The sequence below is a fragment of the Reinekea blandensis MED297 genome (assembly GCF_000153185.1).
Taxonomy (GTDB): Bacteria; Pseudomonadota; Gammaproteobacteria; order Pseudomonadales; family Natronospirillaceae; genus Reinekea; species Reinekea blandensis.
On the sequence record NZ_CH724152.1, the window covers coordinates 209925 to 229975 of the forward strand.

At 51.9% G+C, this 20051-nt stretch carries 18 protein-coding genes; 12 read left to right on the forward strand and 6 right to left on the reverse strand.

From position 1 onward, the window contains the following. Positions 1–79: 79 nt before the first annotated feature. The 3 genes from MED297_RS12615 to MED297_RS22095 all read left to right on the forward strand — a co-directional run bounded on the left by MED297_RS12615 (position 80) and on the right by MED297_RS22095 (position 3311). Positions 80–361 carry a hypothetical protein gene (locus MED297_RS12615; protein WP_008045476.1) on the forward strand — a complete coding sequence of 94 codons (282 nt, stop codon included), beginning with the start codon at positions 80–82 and terminating at the stop codon, positions 359–361. Positions 362–766: 405 nt separating this feature from the next. Then, positions 767–2971, forward strand: a complete 2205-nt coding sequence (gene katG, locus MED297_RS12620) for a catalase/peroxidase HPI (RefSeq protein WP_008045477.1) — start codon at positions 767–769, stop codon at positions 2969–2971. Positions 2972–3149: 178 nt separating this feature from the next. Then, entirely contained in the window at positions 3150–3311 is a 162-nt protein-coding gene (locus tag MED297_RS22095; protein WP_008045478.1) for a hypothetical protein, read from the forward strand. Positions 3312–3332: 21 nt separating this feature from the next. Here the strand turns inward: MED297_RS22095 and MED297_RS12625 are convergent, their stop codons facing one another. Further along, positions 3333–4409 (reverse strand): NADH:flavin oxidoreductase, encoded by a 1077-nt coding sequence (locus MED297_RS12625; RefSeq protein ID WP_008045479.1) that lies wholly within the window; start codon positions 4407–4409, stop codon positions 3333–3335. 181 nt (positions 4410–4590) lie between these two features. Between MED297_RS12625 and MED297_RS12630 the strand changes: the two genes are divergently transcribed. From MED297_RS12630 to MED297_RS12665, 8 genes are all read left to right on the forward strand, one after another. After that, positions 4591–5304 (forward strand): YebC/PmpR family DNA-binding transcriptional regulator, encoded by a 714-nt coding sequence (locus MED297_RS12630; RefSeq protein WP_008045480.1) that lies wholly within the window; start codon positions 4591–4593, stop codon positions 5302–5304. 60 nt (positions 5305–5364) lie between these two features. Continuing rightward, entirely contained in the window at positions 5365–5763 is a 399-nt protein-coding gene (locus MED297_RS12635) for a ParB N-terminal domain-containing protein (protein WP_008045489.1), read from the forward strand. Between the two features lie 20 nt (positions 5764–5783). Continuing rightward, positions 5784–6254, forward strand: a complete 471-nt coding sequence (locus MED297_RS12640) for a RidA family protein (RefSeq protein WP_008045491.1) — start codon at positions 5784–5786, stop codon at positions 6252–6254. 14 nt (positions 6255–6268) lie between these two features. After that, positions 6269–6781: a GNAT family N-acetyltransferase gene (locus MED297_RS12645; protein WP_161599302.1), complete on the forward strand. Its 513-nt coding sequence runs from the start codon at positions 6269–6271 to the stop codon at positions 6779–6781. A 366-nt stretch (positions 6782–7147) separates the two neighbouring features. Further along, the gene (locus tag MED297_RS12650; protein WP_008045496.1) at positions 7148–8245 is read left to right on the forward strand and encodes an ABC transporter ATP-binding protein; all 1098 of its coding nucleotides are present in this window, start codon (positions 7148–7150) and stop codon (positions 8243–8245) included. 73 nt (positions 8246–8318) lie between these two features. Then, positions 8319–9413 carry an extracellular solute-binding protein gene (locus MED297_RS12655; protein ID WP_008045497.1) on the forward strand — a complete coding sequence of 365 codons (1095 nt, stop codon included), beginning with the start codon at positions 8319–8321 and terminating at the stop codon, positions 9411–9413. Between the two features lie 75 nt (positions 9414–9488). Further along, positions 9489–11039, forward strand: coding sequence for an ABC transporter permease (locus tag MED297_RS12660; RefSeq protein WP_008045498.1), 1551 nt, complete (start codon positions 9489–9491; stop codon positions 11037–11039). A gap of 6 nt (positions 11040–11045) precedes the next feature. Then, positions 11046–11900 carry an ABC transporter permease gene (locus MED297_RS12665; RefSeq protein WP_040557329.1) on the forward strand — a complete coding sequence of 285 codons (855 nt, stop codon included), beginning with the start codon at positions 11046–11048 and terminating at the stop codon, positions 11898–11900. Positions 11901–12999: 1099 nt separating this feature from the next. On the opposite strand, the gene MED297_RS12675 is transcribed toward MED297_RS12665, so the two are convergent. From MED297_RS12675 to MED297_RS12695, 5 genes are read right to left on the reverse strand one after another with little or no spacing between them, the layout of a single operon-like run. Then, the gene (locus tag MED297_RS12675) at positions 13000–13974 is read right to left on the reverse strand and encodes a substrate-binding domain-containing protein (RefSeq protein WP_008045501.1); all 975 of its coding nucleotides are present in this window, start codon (positions 13972–13974) and stop codon (positions 13000–13002) included. A gap of 38 nt (positions 13975–14012) precedes the next feature. After that, positions 14013–14996 (reverse strand): ABC transporter permease, encoded by a 984-nt coding sequence (locus tag MED297_RS12680; protein WP_008045503.1) that lies wholly within the window; start codon positions 14994–14996, stop codon positions 14013–14015. After that, complete coding sequence (locus MED297_RS12685; RefSeq protein ID WP_008045505.1) at positions 14993–16525, reverse strand: sugar ABC transporter ATP-binding protein; 1533 nt, start codon at positions 16523–16525, stop codon at positions 14993–14995. The genes MED297_RS12680 and MED297_RS12685 overlap by 4 nt, the downstream gene beginning before the upstream one ends. After that, positions 16522–17658: a Gfo/Idh/MocA family protein gene (locus tag MED297_RS12690; protein WP_040557209.1), complete on the reverse strand. Its 1137-nt coding sequence runs from the start codon at positions 17656–17658 to the stop codon at positions 16522–16524. Before MED297_RS12690 ends, MED297_RS12685 begins: the two co-directional genes overlap by 4 nt. Positions 17659–17680: 22 nt before the next feature. After that, positions 17681–18748, reverse strand: coding sequence for a sugar phosphate isomerase/epimerase family protein (locus tag MED297_RS12695; protein WP_008045509.1), 1068 nt, complete (start codon positions 18746–18748; stop codon positions 17681–17683). 902 nt (positions 18749–19650) lie between these two features. On the opposite strand from MED297_RS12695, the gene MED297_RS12705 reads away from it, so the two are divergent. After that, positions 19651–20007, forward strand: coding sequence for a hypothetical protein (locus MED297_RS12705; RefSeq protein ID WP_008045512.1), 357 nt, complete (start codon positions 19651–19653; stop codon positions 20005–20007). Positions 20008–20051: the final 44 nt, after the last annotated feature.

Sequence of the window (20051 nt, forward strand, 5' to 3'; positions counted from 1 at the left end):
GCTCCAAGCGACGGCTGACCCTATAGTCACTGTCAAACAACAACGGAACACCTCACAAGGAATTCAGGGAGGCAGATTCATGACACAAGCCATCAACACCGTATTTAAGTTTGTCAGTGAAAATCCTGGCTATCGGGCATCACTCGGCGTCATCGCCAGCAGCCTCGCATCCAAAACCGTACTGGCCTGGGGCGCAGTCAATGAAAGCAGTGAAGATATCTGGGTTCCGGAACTGAACAACATTCGTCACAGTTGGCCGGATGCCACCTGGACACCCATGACACAGCAGCAAGCTTCGTTGTTTGATGAAGCCTATCAGCGTGCGCAGACCCCACGACAGGACTGGCTGCTCTCGCTGTAACATCGAATGGACCGGTCAGGGAAAACCGGTAACCGTCATAGCAAGGATGCTATGCACTTTTTAGATATCCCGATGTTGTCCTCGGGCCGGCGGAGGCTCTGCAGCCGGCATTGAGCCTCTTTCTGAGGTTCAGTACTCCTCGACCTTTGGGGCTCTGCGAGCCCCCTTTTTTTTTAAGAATCGCTAACGCAAATTTCAGACCAAATACTGACCATTGATCTCCGTCAATCCCTCCACTCCCGCTCCCAGCGCCATTTCCTTTACGATAGATAAAACCGATTAACGCCTTCAATTTTTATTGCATTACTTAATCAATAATCAGGTCTATCGTGTATCTATCGAAACCGGCAAGAGATCGAGAGCCGTATCTGATCCCTGCCAACTCTCACTGAAAAGGAGTGAACCATGAGCGAACAAAAAAGTGCTGGAAAATGCCCGGTGATGCACGGCGGCAATACTCGAGTCGGCGGACGCGGCACACAAAACAAAGATTGGTGGCCGAATCAGCTGAACCTGAAAATTCTGCATCAGAACGATAAAAAATCGAACCCGCTCGGCGAAGACTTCGACTATGCCGAAGCGTTTAAAAAGCTGAATCTGGACGAGGTCAAAAAAGACATCGAACATGTCATGACCGATTCTCAGGATTGGTGGCCAGCCGACTATGGCCACTATGGTCCATTCATGATTCGCATGGCCTGGCATGCCGCCGGCACTTACCGTACCGCCGATGGCCGCGGTGGTGCGTCCACCGGCAACCAGCGCTTTGCGCCACTGAACAGCTGGCCGGACAACGGCAACCTCGACAAAGCCCGCCGCCTACTGTGGCCGGTGAAGAAAAAGTATGGCAACAGCCTGTCATGGGCCGACCTGTTTGTACTGGCCGGCAATGTCGCCATTGAGTCCATGGGCTTGAAAACCTTTGGCTTTGGTGGCGGCCGCGAAGACATCTGGGAACCGGAAGAAGACGTCTACTGGGGAACAGAAACCGAATGGCTGGGCAACGACCGTTACAGCGGTGATCGCGACCTGGAAGATCCACTGGCCGCAGTGCAGATGGGGCTCATCTACGTGAACCCGGAAGGCCCGGACGGCAACCCAGACCCGAAAGCCTCCGGTCGGGACGTACGCGAAACCTTTGCCCGCATGGCCATGAATGACTATGAAACCGTGGCGCTGACCGCAGGCGGACACACCTTTGGTAAAACCCACGGAGCCGGGGATGCGGCGCTGGTGGGACCGGAGCCGGAAGCCGCACCGATGGAAGAAATGGGTTTCGGCTGGAAAAACGCGCATGGCAGCGGCAAAGGCCGTGACACCATCACCAGTGGTCTGGAAGGCGCCTGGACACCTACGCCGACACAATGGGATATGAGCTATTTCGATGTGTTGTTCGGCTACGACTGGGAAGTGACTAAGAGCCCGGCCGGTGCTAACCAATGGGTACCGAAAAATCTGGCCGACAAAGACAAAGCGCCGGACGCTGAAGATGCCGCTACAAAAGTGGGCATCATGATGACCACCGCCGACATGTCGATGAAGGAAGACCCTGAGTACCGCAAAATCTCAGAACACTTCCACAAAAACCCGGACGAGTTTGCCGATGCTTTTGCCCGCGCCTGGTTCAAACTGACCCACCGTGACATGGGACCGAAGGTTCGGTATCTGGGGTCGGAAGTGCCGGATGAAGATTTGATCTGGCAGGACCCGGTGCCAGCCGTGGATCACGACCTGATTGACGATGCAGACATCGCACACCTGAAACAAACGATTCTGGACTCCGGTCTGAGTGTTTCTGAGCTGGTCTATACCGCCTGGTCATCCGCGTCGACCTACCGGGGATCGGACCACCGAGGAGGTGCCAATGGCGCGCGCATTCGCCTGGCACCACAGAAAGATTGGGAAGTGAATCAACCAGCGCAACTGCAGCAGGTGCTGAGCACATTGGAAAGCATTCAAAGCGCATTCAATGATGCCCAGAGCGGTAACAAGCGAGTGTCTCTGGCCGACCTGATCGTGCTTGGTGGTGTCGCCGCCGTTGAAAAAGCGGCGAAAGACGCTGGTCATGCGGTCGACGTAACGTTTGCACCCGGTCGCACGGACGCAACAGATGAACAAACCGATGTCGAGTCGTTTGATGTGATGGAACCGCATGCCGATGGCTTCCGCAACTACCTGAAGAAACGCTACAGCGTATCCACGGAAGAACTGCTGCTTGATCGTGCACAACTGCTGACGCTGACCGCACCGGAGATGACCGTGCTGGTTGGTGGGATGCGCGTGCTCGGCGCCAATTATGGTAATTCTCAGCATGGAGTGTTCACCGATAAACCTGGCGTCCTGAGTAACGACTTCTTCGTCAACCTGACGGACATGGGTGTTGAATGGGCGCCTACGGACGACGACGCCGAAGAGTTTGAAGGTAAGGACCGTGCCACCGGTCAGGTGAAATGGACCGCCACCCGGGCTGACCTGGTGTTCGGTTCAAACTCTCAATTGCGGGCACTGGCAGAGGTGTATGCGCAAGACGATGCGAAAGCCAAGTTCGTCAACGACTTTGTTGCCGCCTGGACCAAAGTGATGAACGCCGATCGCTTTGATCTGGCTTAATCGATTCCTGGTTTTCTAACGTATCTAAAATAGAGCTACCCCTAGGGGTAGCTTTTTTACGACTCTGGATTCACAGCAGACGCTTGGAGATTCGTCTGTCTGTATTGCACGCGAACGCCGGGGACTATATATTCCGCGTCCCGATTTCCGCCGTCGCAAATAACGCAGGAAACCCACCTTGATTTACGATTCTGAAAAACCCATTGAGCTGCTGTTGCCCAGTGAAACGGCCCGTTTCGGAATGCAGAAACGGACACGCCTGATGCGACACTTGGTCGTGCTGAGCGGCTTCAGTCTCAGTGCCACCGCAGGCGCCGTTCTATACTGGCTGACGTTGTAAAACCAACGGGCTGACGTTTTATCAGCCCTCAACAAACCCTTCCCATCGACCCATGTAATCGACAAAGGTTGGCGACAGGCCTTCTTCAGCCAACGTCGCCCGACTGACCGGCAAAGAGCGAGGCTCAAACAGCTCATCCGCTTGCATACGGGCGGGAAAGTCGTGATGAATAATCGCCGCCCGGCCAAGCAGGACAAAATCCACACCGGTTGCCATCGCTTGCTGAATGTCCGCCGGCGTCCGCAGCTTACCGGCCACACCCAACGGCACGCCATAACGCGGCAGTTCCGCATACCAGTCAATCAAACGTTTGTGTTGAAAGTCAGGATCTTTGGGAGAACCGAAACAATCCCAGAGACTGATGTCGAGAAAATCAATGCCGGCCTCGCGCATCAGGCTTTCGCTTAACGTCAGCATCTCGGCAAACGCCAGTCCGAAACCTTCAGGTGACAGCCGCACGCCAACAATGAACTCGTTACCGCACGCCTGCCGAATACCGGCGATCACTTCACGCAACAAACGACTTCGGTTCTCCGCCGATCCGCCATAGGCATCCGTCCGGCGATTGTACTCAGTACTCAGGAACTGGCAGAGAATGTAATTGTGCGCACCGTGCAGCTCAACGCCATCAAAGCCGGCTCGCTGGCAACGAACCGCTGCGGCAATAAAATCATCACGCAACTGAATAACCTCATCCAATCGCAATGCCCGAGCGCCGGTTTCGGCATGGTCCGATGGTGCAACCGGGTGCTGCCCTATCAGTTCGGCCGGAGCCCGGCAGCCACCGTGAAAGATCTGCACCAGCGCCAGGCTTTCATGAGCCTGTATACCTTCCGCCAAACGCTGAAGACCGGGCAACTGTGCATCCTCATAAACACCCAACTCACCCGACCAGCCTTTACCGTTGGCCTGCACATTGGCCGCACAGGTCATGGTGGCACCAAAGCCGCCTTTCGCACGCATCGTCAACCAATGAAGCTCTTCATCGGAGAGCGTCCCATCTTCGTGGCTTTGCTTATTGGTCATCGGGGCCAACATAAAGCGATTGGGCAAAACACGACCGTTCGGTAACTCAAGCGGGGTAAATAAGGATGTCATGGTGATTTCCGGATAAATACACAAGCCGTCTATCGTGACGGATTGCCGGTTTGCACTCAACCGTCCGACGCAAAATGACGTCCGGGATGATCTGAGACGCAATTTCGCCGATAAAAACGTGAAACCCCGGTGAGAAAACAGCTAAAATGCGCGCTTTCCAAAACAACACTGGACGCTAGTTATGGGCCGCGCCTTTCAAAACCGCAAAGAATCCATTGCCAAAACCTCGGACATGAAGTCCAAGATCTACAGCAAATACAGCCGTGAACTCTACATGTGCGCCAAATCCGGTGGCACCGACCCAGATGGCAACCTGGCTCTCTCCAGCCTGCTGGAACGCGCCAAAAAAGATCAGGTGCCAGCGCACGTCATTCAGAAAGCGCTCGATAAAGCAGCCGGCGGTGGCGGTGAAGATTACTCAGTGGCCCGATATGAAGGCTTTGGTCCCGGCAATGTCATGGTGATTGTGGATTGCCTGACCGACAACCCGAACCGAACCTACGGTGACGTGAACGCCGCCTTCAAAAAAGCCAAAGCCAAACTGGCAGTCCAGGGCGCGGTCAGCCACATGTTTGATCACAGCGCGATCTTTTCCTTTGCCGGTGACGATGAAGAAGCCGTATTGGAAGCGCTGCTGGAAGCCGATGTCGATGTGACCGATGTGGAATGCGAAGATGGCAAAGTGACGGTCTTTGCACCCCATACCGAGTTTGCGGCCGTGCGTAACGCGCTGAAATCGGCTTTCGAGGCGGACTTTGAGGTCGAAGAAATCCAGTTCGTGCCGCAAGACACCATCAGCCTTGGTGATGAAGACGCGGAGCAGTTTCAGAAGCTGGTCGACTTGCTGACGTTCCTTGATGACGTTCAGAACGTCTACCACAACGCCGAACTCTGAGACCCCATCACCGTCGGTCAGACCGATCGACGGTGATTCATATTCGGGGTAACCCGCGTCATGCCAAAGACAGTGCCACCGGCCTTAACCAATCATCTGCTGCCCTTTAACTGGGATGTGAAACGGCTCTGGGCGCTGAACGCGGTCGTTGAAACCCACCCTATGTCCACCTTTCTTGACCTGTTTGATTTGCCCTTCTGGAGCTCCCGGCCTAACGCCGGCATGCTTTTCGATCTGACGCCGAATCAGGTGTTGGCAGACCCGGACCGCTACCCTCACCAGCAACAGCGACTGGAAAAGGCGGACCTGCGTTACCCCATCGACTTTATCCGGCACAATGGCCGGTATTTTATACTGGACGGTCTGCATCGGTTGGTACGATTGCATCAGCAGAACATGGAGACGGTTGCCGTTCGTTGTCATCCGCTCTCGATCCGTGTTCAAATTGAGGTCGATTAACCCGCAAGGACACCGCCGCCATGTCAATTGAAGCCCGCTTAGCCTCACTGGGCCTGAGCTTACCAACCGCGAGCCAACCACAAGGCAGTTATGCCAATTGCGTGCAGACCGGAAATTTGCTGTTTGTGGCCGGTAAAGGCCCGGTATCGGGATTCGTATCACCTCCGAAAGGGAAACTTGGTGCACAGTTCAGCGTCGAAGAAGGCTATCAGTTTGCGCGCCTGACCGGTTTAGACATTCTGGCCGCGGTACAGCTCGAGCTCGGCAGTCTCGATCGCGTTGCCAGAGTGGTCAAGCTGCAGGGATTTATCAATGCCACGGCTGACTTTGAACAACACCCTAAAGTACTGGATGGCTGCTCCGACCTGATGACCGAGGTCTTTGGCGAAAAAGGCCGTCATGCCCGATCCGTTTTTGGCGCGATGTCCGTTCGCGGCAATCTGCCGCTGATCATCGATTCCATCTTTGAAGTTGAAGCGGACGCCAAATGACAGATTCTGAAAAAATGACAAAAAATCACGCACCAACCTTGTGCAAATTGAGTACCACAGACTACCCCGCCCTGTTTGATTTCGAACAGAGTAACAAAAACTGGTTTGAACAGTGGGTACCCCCTCGTCCGGACAGTTATCAACACTATGACAGCTTCTGTACTCAGTGTGATCGTCTGCGTGCTGAGATGCGCGATGGACGTGCCGGCTACTTTCTGGGGTATCTTGGCGATTCACTGGTCGGACGCTTTAACCTGACGACCCTACAGGAGGGTACCGCCGATGTCGGCTATCGTATTGGTCAGGCCTTCACCGGTCGCGGACTGGCGTTCCCTTTTGCGTCCCTGTTGGTCGATGAAGCCCGGACGCTGGGCTTAAAAACGTTGACAGCATCGGCCCTGAAAGAAAACATCGCGTCCAGCAAAACCTTACAGCGGCTGGGTTTTGTTCAACAGAACACAGTGCCCGAAATCGTCCACATCAACAAAAAGGCCATGACCTTGCTGGCCTATCAGCGGTCTCTCTGAGCAAACCATTAACCGACCGGCAACGATTAATCGCCTTACCGGCTGTCGACAAGGGGGTCACCTGGCAGAAAGCCTGATGCTTCGAGTGGCATTTTTTGTTTGCTATCAACCACTTAAGGTTCAAAAAATAGATAGAACACTATCGAACAGAGATACGCTAAAACACCGCATTTACAACCGACTCACATCAATTTTTGTCCGAAAAATCCAGCAATTTTGACCACATTTGCACCAAAACAGTGAATTGCGTCTAAGAAATGAACACTTGCCTGCCTTGCGAACACCCGGTAGTCTGAAAAAATACTTACAACACAAGACAGTTTTGAACCCAGATCAAAACTGCGATGGCGAGAGAGGGAAGCATTCGTGTCCGAGGCACAAGATGATCAGTTTGTCGTGTTTGATTCCGTTCAGAAGAGCTACGATGGCCGGAACCTGGTTGTTAAAAACCTGAACCTGGACATAGCCAAGGGCGAGTTTCTGACCATGCTCGGGCCGTCTGGCTCCGGTAAAACCACCTGCCTGATGATGCTGGCCGGTTTCGAAACCGCCACCCACGGCGAGATTAAACTCGGTGGCCAGGCCATCAACAACATCCCCCCCTACAAACGCGGCATCGGCATGGTTTTTCAGAACTATGCACTGTTCCCGCACATGACGGTCGGCGAAAACCTCGCCTTCCCGTTAGAAGTACGCAAGATCGGCAAAGCCGACCGCGAACAGAAAGTAAAGCGCGCGCTGAGCATGGTGCAGATGGACGATTTCATGCATCGCCGCCCCGCCCAACTCTCGGGTGGTCAGCAGCAGCGTATTGCGCTCGCCCGCGCGCTGGTATTCGAACCGGAACTGGTGCTGATGGACGAACCCCTTGGCGCGCTCGACAAACAGCTGCGCGAACACATGCAGTACGAGATCAAACATCTGCATGAACAACTGGGCATTACCGTGGTGTATGTGACGCACGATCAATCGGAGGCGCTGACCATGTCCGATCGGGTCGCGGTGTTCGATGACGGCATCATTCAACAGCTGGCGACACCGGAAGAACTCTATGAACGCCCGACCAACTCGTTTGTGGCCCAGTTCATCGGTGAAAACAACCGGCTCATGGGTACCGTGTCGACAATCGATGGCGATCAGGCTGTCGTGAAACTGGATAACGGCGCAGAAACCTCCGCCCTGGCTGTCAACTGCGGTGCCGCGGGCGAACGTACGCTGCTCTCGATTCGTCCTGAACGAGTGCAACTGGCGCACGAAGCCAAACAGAACGTCACCCAGGCCAAAGTGCTTGAGCTGATTTACCTCGGTGACCACATCCGCTGCCGGATGGACGTTCACGGCGACACCAACTTTATTGCCAAGATCCCGAATGCCCCGGAATCCCACCGGGTCGCGGTTGGCGAAACCATCGATGTCGGCTGGCCTGCAGACGATTGCCGGGCCCTCGATGTCAGAAGCGCATAATGCGCCACTCTCACCGCTTCTATGCAAGGCAAGCGGTTCTAACGCGAAACGAGCAAAAGTGAGGACTACACCTATGACGTTAAGCAAAACCCTGGCCGCCGGTGTGATGACGCTGGCTACTGTTGGCAGCGCACTGGCGACCGATCTGACGATTGTGTCCTGGGGCGGCGCCTATTCTGAATCTCAACAGAAGGCCTATCACGACCCATACATGGAGATGAATCCGGACATCAACATCATCAACGATGAAAGCTCCGCGGAAGCCGTTGCCAAGCTGCGTGCCATGAACGAAGCCGGCAATGTCACCTGGGATCTGGTTGACGTGGTGGCCTCGGACGCGCTGCGTTTATGCGACGAAGGCCTGGCGATGGAAGTTGATCACGACGACGTACTGGCACCGGCTCCGGACGGCACCGATGCCAGTGACGACTTCGGTGATCTGATCGTCTCTGACTGCTTCATTCCACAGATCGTCTATTCAACGACCGTCGGTTACCGTTCAGACGCCGTGGGTGATAACCCACCAACAGACATCTGTGCAATTTTCGATACTGAAACCTACCCCGGCAAACGTTCGTTGGAAAAACGCCCGATCAACAACATGGAATGGGCGCTGCTGTGTGATGGCGTGCCAAAAGATGAGGTCTACGACGTTCTTGAAACCAACGCCGGTCAGGAACGCGCACTGGCCAAACTGGACACCATCAAAGATGACGTGATCTGGTGGTCAGCCGGTGCCGATACGCCACAGTTGCTGGCCGACGGCGAAGTGATCATGGGCTCTACCTACAATGGCCGTCTGTTCTCGCTGATCGTTGAACAGAATCAGCCGGTTGAAATGCTCTGGGACGCTCAGGTCTTTGACCTCGACGGCTGGATCATCCCAGCGGGTCTGCCCGATGAGCGTGTCGAAGAAGTGCTGGATTACCTGTATTTCGCCACAGACACTCAGCGTCTGGCCGATCAGGCGAAGTACATCTCCTACGGTCCGGCTCGTGAGTCGTCAGCCCCCTTAGTCGGCAAGCATGCTGAACTGGGCATCGAAATGGCACCACACATGCCAACTGACCCGAACAACTCGAAGAATACCTTCCTGTATAACTACGAGTTCTGGGCCGATTATCGCGACGATATCGACGCGAAGTTCCAGGCCTGGCTGGTTCGATAAGAACCCGACGGATACGGGAGTGGCCTGAGCCACTCCCCTTTTCTTCCTTGAAACAGAGCACTGCTGACACGGCTTATGCAAAACGAATCGACTCCTGAAATTCCCCTGGCTGCCGACGGACGTCCGTTGGAACAGAGCCTGCAACGGGCACTTCGAGCGCAGAAAATCCGCGCCTTTTTACTGGTGGTTCCGTTACTGGTCTTTGTCCTGATTACTTTTCTGGCTCCGATTGCCGACATGCTGTACCGCGCCGTCGACAACCGTATCGTCTCCGAGACATTGCCACGCACGGTCGAAGCGCTGTCCGATTGGGAAGAAAGCGAAAATGAGCCACCGGAAGAAGACGTCTTCATTGCGCTCTATTACGACCTCTTTTTTGCCGCCGAAAATAAGATTCATACCCGACTCGGTTCCCGTCTGAACTATCAGGAAACCGGCATGTCGTCGTTGTTTCGACGCACCGGCCGCCGAGTCGACCGTTTTGATACCGATGAACTCACCGATGCCTTCATCGACTTTGATCCGCGCTGGGAAGACCCCACGCACTGGATCACACTCAGTGAACACCCCGAATTTGCCAACCAGCTGCCCGAGACCGCTGGTGTCTGGGACGACTGGACACAACTGCTGATCGCTGAAGAAGACGAACTCAGCGAAGAAGAACCTGAAGATTTAATTTATTTCGCGTTGTACCGTGACCTGAACAATATCGGCCAACCCGTTGCGTTGATGGACAATTGGTCTGAAACCGTCAGCGCCGCACAATCGTTTGAGCCGGTAAGCCTGCGTGAGCAATTTGCCGACGCCGATGAAGACTGGCTGCTGCCATCCGTGTGGGGCACCATCAAACGCTTTTCACCAACCATCACTGACGGATACCTGCTGAATGCCGTCGACATGCAGAAAACGGCGGACGGCATAGAAGCCCAGCCCGAGTCCCGACAAATTTACGGGCTGCTGTTTGGCCGGACGCTGTTCATGTCCCTGGTCATTACCATTTCCAGTATTCTGCTGGCGTACCCGATTTCCTACTTCCTGACGTCACTGCCCATGCGCAAGGCCAACCTGTTGCTGATTTTAGTCTTACTGCCGTTCTGGACGTCACTGCTGGTGAGAACTTCGGCCTGGAAAGTCCTGCTGCAACAACAGGGGGTCATCAATGATCTGCTGGTTTGGGTCGGGCTGGTCGACGATGCCAACCGACTGGTGATGATGAACAACCAGACCGGTACCATCATCGCCATGACGCATATTTTGTTGCCGTTTATGATTCTGCCGATGTACTCGGTGATGCGGACCATCCCACCGAGTTATGTCCGCGCGGCGAAGTCTCTGGGCGCCACGAACTGGACAGCATTCTGGCGCGTCTACTTCCCGCAATCAGTGCCTGGCATCGGGGCCGGTTCCATTCTGGTCTTCATCATGGCGATTGGTTACTACATTACGCCGGCCATTGTGGGGGGCACTGAAGGCATCTTCATTTCCAACCGCATCGCCTACCACATTTCCAGCTCCTTGAACTGGGGTCTCGCCTCCGCACTGGGTGGCATCCTGTTGCTCGCGGTGGTCATTCTGTACTGGCTATACGACAAGTTCGTCGGCATCGACAACCTGAAACTGGGGTAAATGGATATGAATACACTGCCAAGTTATGCCAGCACCGGCGAAAAGGTCTGGTTTTACGGTTTCCGGGTCCTGTGCGGGCTGATTTTCTTTTTTCTGGTCGCACCGATCATCGTCATCATCCCGTTGTCGTTTAACGCACAAAACTTCTTTACCTTTACCAAGGAGATGCTGGCGTTTGACCCGGCCGGCTATTCGTTAAAACACTACCAGGACTTTTTCACCAACAGCGACTGGACCGGCGCGATTCTGAACTCAATCCGCATCGCACCGGTGGCAACATTAATCTCCGTATCGCTCGGTACCCTGGCGGCAATTGGGCTAAGTAACCCGCACATGCCATTCAAACGATTAATCACGGCCTTTCTGATTTCACCAATGATTGTTCCACTGGTCATTTCGGCCGCCGGTATGTACTTCTTCTTCAGCCGCATCGGCTTGCAGGGAACGTACTGGGGGGTCGTACTGGCACACGCCGTACTGGGTATCCCATTCGTGATTATTACGGTGACCGCCACCATGGTCGGCTTTGACCGCTCACTGACACGGGCGGCTGCCAGCCTGGGCGCAAACCCGATCACCACCTTCTGGAAAATTCAGATGCCGTTAATTCTGCCGGGGGTCATCTCTGGTGGACTGTTCGCCTTCATTACGTCTTTCGACGAAGTGGTTGTGGTGCTGTTCGTCGGCTCTTCTGCACAGAAGACGCTGCCCTGGCAGATGTTTATCGGCTTGCGTGAGCAGATCAGCCCGACCATTCTGGCGGTTGCAACGGTATTGGTCGCCCTGTCGATTTTGCTGTTAACCACGGTTGAGCTGTTGCGCCGTCGATCGGAACGGATTCGGGGTTTAACACCGGGTTAGCGGAGTGCAGTGAGCTAACCGGGTGCTACCCGTTGCGGCTAATCAGGAGCACACCAACCCTCGCCTTTCTGTAAAGGCCAGCCGGTTTACCTATGAAACTTATAGAACATCAGGCCGACAAATGCGGAAACAGGATGTTTCCGCGGCTTAACCAATGAAGTTAAGATTTTCCTATCTGTAAAACTTCAGAAGTCTCTTGCCCGTACTTACCGTAAGAAACTGTTTTTCCTGATATCAGCACCGCCCGCGGGGCAGTGTTGTGCTGCGCTACCGAGACCAGATATCCGGATTTCTTTCGTAAGAGTAAAACCGCCCTGTCTGACACGTCGTTTCAAAATACTCGACGGCATTTCCCCATTGATAAGAATAGAAACGTCTTGTTGTACAGGTTTCACTCTGTAACCTGACACGCGCCACTCTGGCATCTTCTTGGTAATAACGACGACAGACAGCAAGACTGGCAGGATGTCCCTGACTTGGCGCGAGTTCAAAAAGACCATACTCAGCCGCCGCCGCATGCAATCTAGTGGCCGCCTTTCCGGGTCTTTCCCCGGAATTGCCCTCACCAAGTACCTGACCGAGAATGCTCAGTCCACCCCCGATGGCAGTAACACTCGACTGCCTCTCCTGAGGTCTGGTCTTCTCAGCTGACCATGCACTATATCCCTCTTCGTAACATTGCTTTCTCATAGCATCGTCAGCAAACACCTTGGTGTTTGATAAAAGCGTCATAGTAACAAGAAACAGTACACCGATAGACTTAGGCAAGTTCGCCTCCGCGTTTAATTAAACCGTGTGTGGTATTTAAAGTTAAACCAGAAAGGAAAGCCGAAGCAAGCATGTCAGTTCCGTTGCATCGCACCTTGACAAACTAAGGGGTAAGTTCCAGATAACCATAACGAGCATGGCTCACGTACAGGGCGTGACTCATCCAATGAATGCACCCTGCGTCACCGCTGAGTCAGGTTTCAAAGATGAGGGGGAGTCTAGGTATTATCTTTAATACACGAACATTGAAAAACAAAAAAAGGCCATTCACAGTAAATGGCCTTTTAGATGGTGAGCTTCAATCAATGAAGCTCACGAGAAGCATTGCTTATTAATAAGCGGCTTCGGCTTGATAGAACTCATCAGCATTGTCTTCAGTGATCAAATCAGCCGCAAGAACAACACGTGAAGGTACGCCGTGGTACATGTCACCCAGGTGCTCACCATGGGCACCATGAACAGCAAGTGCGATTGCAGAGGCAACCATCGAAGGTGAGTAAGTCACCGTTGCCTGAACCAATGGATCACCGTTACGCACCATTTCGATGACGTCTTTTGAACCGCCGCCACCAACGACGATTTTAATATCAGTACGGCCGGATTCTTTAATGGCGGTCATCGCAGCTTTGAGTACATCATCGTCACCTGCCCAGACTGCGTCGATGTTTTGGTGCTTACGCAGCAAGTTTTCCATAACACTGAGCGCTTTCTGTGGGTTCCAGTCGGTAGGCTGTGAATCCAGAATGGTGATGCCGCTGTACTTAGCAATTTCGGCTTCAAACGCGTCAACACGCTGGTCGTTAATTGGAATAGATAAGCCTTCAAGAACCACCACATCGCCTTTACCGTTTAACTGATCAGCGATGTATTTAGCGGCTTGAGTACCCATGCCAGGATTGTCTCCGGCGATGAACACGTTTTGCGCTGGCGTTTCCAGTTCGCGGTCAACAACAACCGTGTAAACGCCTTCATTGTAGGCTTCAGCAATCACGCGCTGCAGCGTATTTGGGTTGTGCGGCAAGATAACCAACGCATCAATACCTTTCACCATCAAATCTTCGACGTCTGCAACTTGCTTAGTACCGGAGTTAGCCGCGACAACGAAAAACTCGGCGTCATCGTATTTTGCACCCAACTCATCGGCCGCTTTGTTCGCCCACCAGAGCAAGCCCGCCGTCCAACCGTGATCGGCTGCAGGAACACTCACCCCAACACGAAGACTGTCAGCAGCCATTGACTGTGAAACAAACCCAAGTGCGACTGCAGCGACGAGCGTCAACTGCTTAACTTTTTTTATCAATTTCATTGTTGTTTCCTTTTAATGTTTTTAAAAAAACACCGAAGTTACTTGTTGTTTTTGTATTGCAGTAGCACTGCGATTAAAATTACCAAGCCTTTAACCAAACCCTGAAGGTAAGCAGAAACGCCCAGCAAATTTAACATGTTGTTGATGATGCCCAGGATCAAAGCCCCGATAACCGTACCAACAATCGTACCTCGACCTCCCGCTAAGCTCGTGCCGCCAATGACAACAGCCGCAATCGCGTCGAGTTCGAAATATGCACCCATATCGCCAGGAGCCACAGAGTTCAGGCGTGAGCTCAACAAGACGGCTGACACACCGACGCAGAACCCGGCAATAACAAAGGTTAAGAAGATCACCCGTTCAACAGGAATGGCTGAATAACGGGCAACATTTGGATTGGAACCTACCGCACACACATGCCGTCCATACGCTGTATGGCGAAGCAGGATATGAGCGAAGACAGCGAGTAAAAAGAATACCCAGACAGGAAATGGAACCCCCATGAAGTACCCACCGCCTATCTCGGGGTACAGGTTATTGTTGCCAACAACTTCTCCGGCGTCCGACAAGTAGAGCGCCACTGAGCGGAAGATTGACATCGTTGCAAGCGTTACGATGAAGGCCGTTACCCGCCCTTTCGTCACCATCACGCCATTAATCGCCCCTAAAGCCGCGCCAAAGACCAGCGCTACGGCGATGCCAAAAAACACGCCACCGACGTCTCCGGCTATTGAGTTGATGGCAAACATGGTGACCACACCCACCAGTGCGACCATCGAACCGACAGACAGGTCGATGCCAGCCGCAATAATGACGAAGGTAGCGCCAATTGCGATGATTCCGGTATAGCTCACCTGTCTTAGGATATTGGTAATGTTTCTCGCGTTTAGAAAATATTCACTGGCGATACTGGAGGCAATAAAAAGCACAACCAATGCGATCAGCGGTGCATAAGTCGCGAAGTCGATGCGTTTTATGACACGCATTAACGGGTTAACGTTGGAAGTCATTTGAGTAGTCATGCTATGGCTCCTGACAAAGTTTCTTCGGCTGAGTCCTGATTAACACCGGCCGCGTAATACATGATTTTTTCTTCGTTAATATCACTGCCTGATAGCTCAGCAACCTGTCTGGCTTCGCGCATCACAATTACCCGGTGACTTAAGCCGATAATTTCTTCCAGTTCAGAAGAAATCAGCAACACGGCGATGCCTTTTTGAGTTAACTCATTCACAAAGTGATAGATTTCTTTTTTTGCATTCACATCGATACCACGAGTCGGCTCATCCAGAATCAGCACGTCAGGGTTGGTGTCCATTAATTTGGCCAGGTACACTTTCTGCTGATTCCCCCCACTTAAACGCCCAACTTCCATGGTCAAGCTGTCGGATTTAATGGAAAACTCACCCTTATATTGACCAGCCACATCAAGTGCTTTTTTGTGATCAATTAATGGTTTTAGGTACTTTTTAAGTGACACCAATGTGATGTTCTGAGGCAGGTCAAAGTTCATCACCAAACCCGCACCCTGGCGGTCTTCAGACAGCAACGCGATGTTTAGGTTAAAGGCATCTTTCGGGCTTTTAACACGAATGTCTGCACCGTCTTTTTTAAAGCTCGTAAACTGACATTTGCGCAAGCCAAAAATGCACTCAGCGATTTCAGTACGGCCCGAGCCAATCAGGCCAGCAAGCCCCAAAACCTCTCCACGACGTACTTGTAAAGACACATCCTTGACGCGGTTTTGTGTATCGCTCAGCTCATTAATTTCCAGGGCAACCTCACCAATATCTTCGTTTTTGGCCGGATAGATCTGGTTTAACTCACGTCCCACCATTCTTACTGCCATGTCATGTTCAGATAAGGCAGAAACCGCATCAAAGTAGACAGGCTCACCATCGCGTAGAATCAGTAAGCGGTCACACATGGATTTGATTTCTTTTAACTTATGCGAAATGAATAACAGGGTGACGCCCTTTGCCTTTAAGGACTCAACCACTCGGAACAGAACGGCGACTTCTTTGTCCGTTAACACGGTGGTGGGTTCGTCCATGATCACGATTCGGGCATCAAAGATCAGGATCTTGGCCACTTCCACCATTTGCTTTTGGGCGACGCTTAAGGTTTCTATCGTTGCATCAGGATCAAGGTTCGCCTCGAGCTCCGTTAACACTTCAGCTGTTTTCTGGCGCATACTGCGCTTGTCTAACAGTTTCGTGATCGGGTGCCGTAGTTCGCGACCTAAAAATACGTTTTCAAAAACGGACAGCGTGGGTACTAAGTTGAATTCTTGAGGAATCATCGCAACCCCATGCGCCTTCGCCAACTCAGGAGTCACTTTCTCGAAACGATGACCTTCAATTTCAACAATACCTCTTGAAGCTTCGTAAACACCGTTGATAATCTTCAAGAGCGTCGATTTACCCGCGCCGTTCTCGCCTAAAATTCCCAGCACTTCTCCGCGATTCAGTTCAATCGATACATCCTTCAGCACCAGGTTCTGGCCAAAAGATTTGGCGATGTTCTCGAGTTTAAGCGGCACGGTGTTCATGCATCTTCCCCTACATGAACCCATTCACCACCTCGTTGATCGGATTCAATGGCCAACTCAATGAACTGCATTCCCTGAACACCCGTTCGGGTATCCGCCAGCCACCCTTTTTTGAATCCCTGTTTGCGAATTTTTTCAGCAAACTTGCTGTACAGATTCGCGAAAGCTTCCAGATAACCTTCAGGGTGCCCACCGGGTGTGCGGGTGCTCGACGCTGCGTACTCACCAAGGAACTCGGCACGGCGGGTGATACGCTTGCTTGGTTCACCATAAGGACGCAGCCACATCACATTGGGCTCTTCCTGAGACCATTCGAGTGTCGCCTTGCGGCCCACGACTTTGATATTCAGGTTGTTCTCAATGCCCGGAGCCGTTTGACTCGCCCACAAATGGCCGCGTATGTGGTCGTTAAATACCAGTGTCGCATGAACGTTGTCATCAACTTGGCGAGAAGGGATCGAACGCGTTAGATTAGCGCTGATTGATGTCAGGTCGGCATCCATTATGTAGCTTGCCAACTGAAAGGCGTGGGTACCAATGTCCCCTAAGCAACCGGCAGCGCCAGCCAGTTTGGCATCCAGACGCCATGCCGCTTGTCGGTCATTTTTCTCTGGTTCTTTGGTGAGCCATTCCTGTAAATACTGAACTGAAAAAGTAAGTACATCACCAATCTCACCATCCGCGATTAACTGACGTGCTTCCTGTACCAGCGGGTAACCACTGTAAGTATGGGTTAGCAAAAACGGAGCACCAGTGGATTCAGCTAACTGATCCAGCTCAATCGCTTCGGCCAGAGTCAGCGTCATTGGTTTTTCGCAGATAACGGCTAAGCCAGCTTCCAGAGCCGCTTTTGCGACTTCAAAATGCAAGAAGTTCGGCGTAACGATCACAACGACTTCAATGCCATCTTCACGTTCAGCTTCTACAGCAAACATTTCCCGGTAATCGGCGTAACATCGCTCAGAGGCAACACCTAACAACTCGGCGCTCTCAGTGTTTTCCTGCTCAATATTACTGAACACACCGGCAACCAGCTCATACTGGTCATCCATTCTCGAGGCGATTCGATGTATTGGGCCTATGAACGCACCAACACCGCCGCCAACCATGCCCATTCTGATTCTGTGACTCATAACGCTACCTAACTTCTTGTATTTATTTATCCGACGTACTTAAACCAAGTAATCGGTTGTTCTTTTCTGCATCCGTGGCAACGCCGGCAAAATCATCAAAGGACTTTTCAGTCACTTCAATGATGTGCTTGCTGACAAACTCAGCGCCTTCACGAGCGCCTTGCTCCTGATCTTTAATGGCACACTCCCATTCAACAACGGCCCAGCCATCGAAGTTGTATTGCGACAACTTAGAGAAAATGCCCACAAAATTGACTTGCCCATCGCCCAGAGAACGGAACCGGCCCGCGCGGTCGACCCAGCTTTCATAACCGCCATAAACTCCCTGAGTCGCCGATGGATTGAACTCTGCATCTTTAACGTGAAACATTTTGATTCGATCATGGAAACGATCGATAAATGCCAGGTAATCGAGCTGCTGCAATAGAAAGTGCGAGGGGTCAAACAAGATATTGGCGCGCGGATGGTGGTCTACTGCGGCTAAGAAACGCTCAAACGTCGCACCGTCATGTAAGTCTTCACCTGGGTGAATTTCATAGCAAACATCCACGCCAGCGGCGTCGAATGCATCCAGAATTGGCAGCCAACGTTCTGCGAGCGCTTCGAAGCCTTGTTCAACTAACTGCGCGGGACGTTGTGGCCAGGGGTACAAAAATGGCCACAGCAGCGATCCGGAAAAGGTTGCATGGGCTTTAAGGCCTAAATTTTTGCTGGCTTTAGCGGCGAGCATTAGCTGCTCAACAGCCCATTCCTGGCGAGCCTGTGGATTGCCATGGTAGACCTCAGGAGCAAAGGCATCGAAAAGCTCGTCATAAGCCGGATGAACCGCAACTAACTGGCCTTGTAGGTGAGTTGAAAGCTCGCTGAGTTCCAAACCGTACTTTTCCAGCGTGGCTTTAAAATCAGCACAGTAGGCTAAGTCTGTTGCGGCGCGTTCTAAATCGAAAAAGCGAGAATCATTGGTCGGCATTTGAATGGCTTTGTAGCCAATACTCGCCACCCATTCACATATGCCTTCCAGAGTATTAAATGGCGCTTCATCTGATATGAATTGCGCCAGAAAGAGGCCAGGCCCTTTGATCGTCTTCATAAACACCTTACTGTTTGTACTTATTGGTATTGATGTAATGGATTACATTAGAGCATCCCGGAAAATCGGGTGTCAAGCACCCTTGAACATTTGTGTTTGAAATTAACTTCGCTCGAATCACTACAAACGCTTTTATTTTGGGCCTCACTTAAGAGTGCGATAAACGATAAAAGCTGCAGCCAATAAGATCCCTTATCAGAGGCCTTGCGGTGTTAGAACATTTAAAAAGAACGGCGACCAACGACAGAAACTGGGAAAAAACCCGCTAAAACACTGGGTTTCAGCGGATTCCTCAGTGGCTCATGCGGTTTGCTTTTTAGCAAATTACCAAAAGCGTTAATGAACTTAATCAGCAGGACATTAAATCGAAATTGCTTATACTGGCTGTTTTTCGACCAGTATTTCACACGTATTTTCCAGAGTTCGCAAAGATGACTCAGGTCAACTTTCGAGTAATCGTTTTCATCGGCTATTTCTACGCAAGTGAGCTCGCATGCATAACTTGGTGTAATAATGAGAAAGTCCGTTATCGACTTAGCGAATAATGCCACAGCCCTTTAGTTTCATAGCTTTTAAGCCAAATGCACTCTTTTCAACACAATGAAATGATCCCTCATTTGCAGAGTTAACAACTGCAAAAACCGGCCAATTACTTAAAGTTACACAACAATGTAATCGGTTATTTCCTTTAAACCTCTATATAGTGGGGTTATTGACACCTAATTTGTAAACGATTACATTTTTCCGCGCATTAAGACAGTCCAAAGCTCAGTCAGTCATGATGATCTTCAGACTTGCTTTAATGCGGTTACTCGACCAACAACGCCGCTTAAAGCTGCGCAAATGAACAAATACAACTTAGCGACACACTACCTTGTGTGAACCAACGATTACTCAACCGAATGAAAGCGGAGAAAAAAACAATGACATTCCAGCTGTCAAAAGTGATTGGTGCTTCTGCACTGGCGATTATCTTAGGCGCTGCTTCAGGCCAGGTCCTGGCTGAAAGCGGCAGAACGACCGACGAACTGCCCATTGCCGTTCAAATGTGGACGATGCGAAATGCAGGAAATATTGATGCTCAGCTAGCGTACATCGAAGCTGCGGGCATTACGTCGATTGAAACCTTTGGCCGGGCGGGCGACCTCTCAGCGAAAGACTATAAGAAGAAACTTGATGCTCATGGTATTGAAGTTATCTCTCATCACGAAGGGATCGACTCACTGCGAAGTGACGTCGATGCGGTTATCGATATGTGAAAGGTATCGGTGGTGACACCGTCATCATGCCTTACCTGGCTGAC

Bases quoted from the DNA above. Each gene is read 5' to 3' on its own strand.
- MED297_RS12615 (WP_008045476.1), top strand. From the start codon at position 80: ATGACACAAGCCATCAACACCGTATTTAAGTTTGTCAGTGAAAATCCT.
- MED297_RS12675 (WP_008045501.1), bottom strand. From the start codon at position 13,974: ATGAAATTGATAAAAAAAGTTAAGCAGTTGACGCTCGTCGCTGCAGTC.
- MED297_RS12695 (WP_008045509.1), bottom strand. From the start codon at position 18,748: ATGAAGACGATCAAAGGGCCTGGCCTCTTTCTGGCGCAATTCATATCA.
- MED297_RS12685 (WP_008045505.1), bottom strand. From the start codon at position 16,525: ATGAACACCGTGCCGCTTAAACTCGAGAACATCGCCAAATCTTTTGGC.
- MED297_RS12655 (WP_008045497.1), top strand. From the start codon at position 8,319: ATGACGTTAAGCAAAACCCTGGCCGCCGGTGTGATGACGCTGGCTACT.
- MED297_RS12660 (WP_008045498.1), top strand. From the start codon at position 9,489: ATGCAAAACGAATCGACTCCTGAAATTCCCCTGGCTGCCGACGGACGT.
- MED297_RS12625 (WP_008045479.1), bottom strand. From the start codon at position 4,409: ATGACATCCTTATTTACCCCGCTTGAGTTACCGAACGGTCGTGTTTTG.
- MED297_RS12630 (WP_008045480.1), top strand. From the start codon at position 4,591: ATGGGCCGCGCCTTTCAAAACCGCAAAGAATCCATTGCCAAAACCTCG.
- MED297_RS12640 (WP_008045491.1), top strand. From the start codon at position 5,784: ATGTCAATTGAAGCCCGCTTAGCCTCACTGGGCCTGAGCTTACCAACC.
- MED297_RS12635 (WP_008045489.1), top strand. From the start codon at position 5,365: ATGCCAAAGACAGTGCCACCGGCCTTAACCAATCATCTGCTGCCCTTT.
- MED297_RS12665 (WP_040557329.1), top strand. From the start codon at position 11,046: ATGAATACACTGCCAAGTTATGCCAGCACCGGCGAAAAGGTCTGGTTT.
- katG (WP_008045477.1), top strand. From the start codon at position 767: ATGAGCGAACAAAAAAGTGCTGGAAAATGCCCGGTGATGCACGGCGGC.
- MED297_RS12690 (WP_040557209.1), bottom strand. From the start codon at position 17,658: ATGAGTCACAGAATCAGAATGGGCATGGTTGGCGGCGGTGTTGGTGCG.
- MED297_RS12645 (WP_161599302.1), top strand. From the start codon at position 6,269: ATGACAAAAAATCACGCACCAACCTTGTGCAAATTGAGTACCACAGAC.
- MED297_RS12705 (WP_008045512.1), top strand. From the start codon at position 19,651: ATGAAAGCGGAGAAAAAAACAATGACATTCCAGCTGTCAAAAGTGATT.
- MED297_RS12680 (WP_008045503.1), bottom strand. From the start codon at position 14,996: ATGACTACTCAAATGACTTCCAACGTTAACCCGTTAATGCGTGTCATA.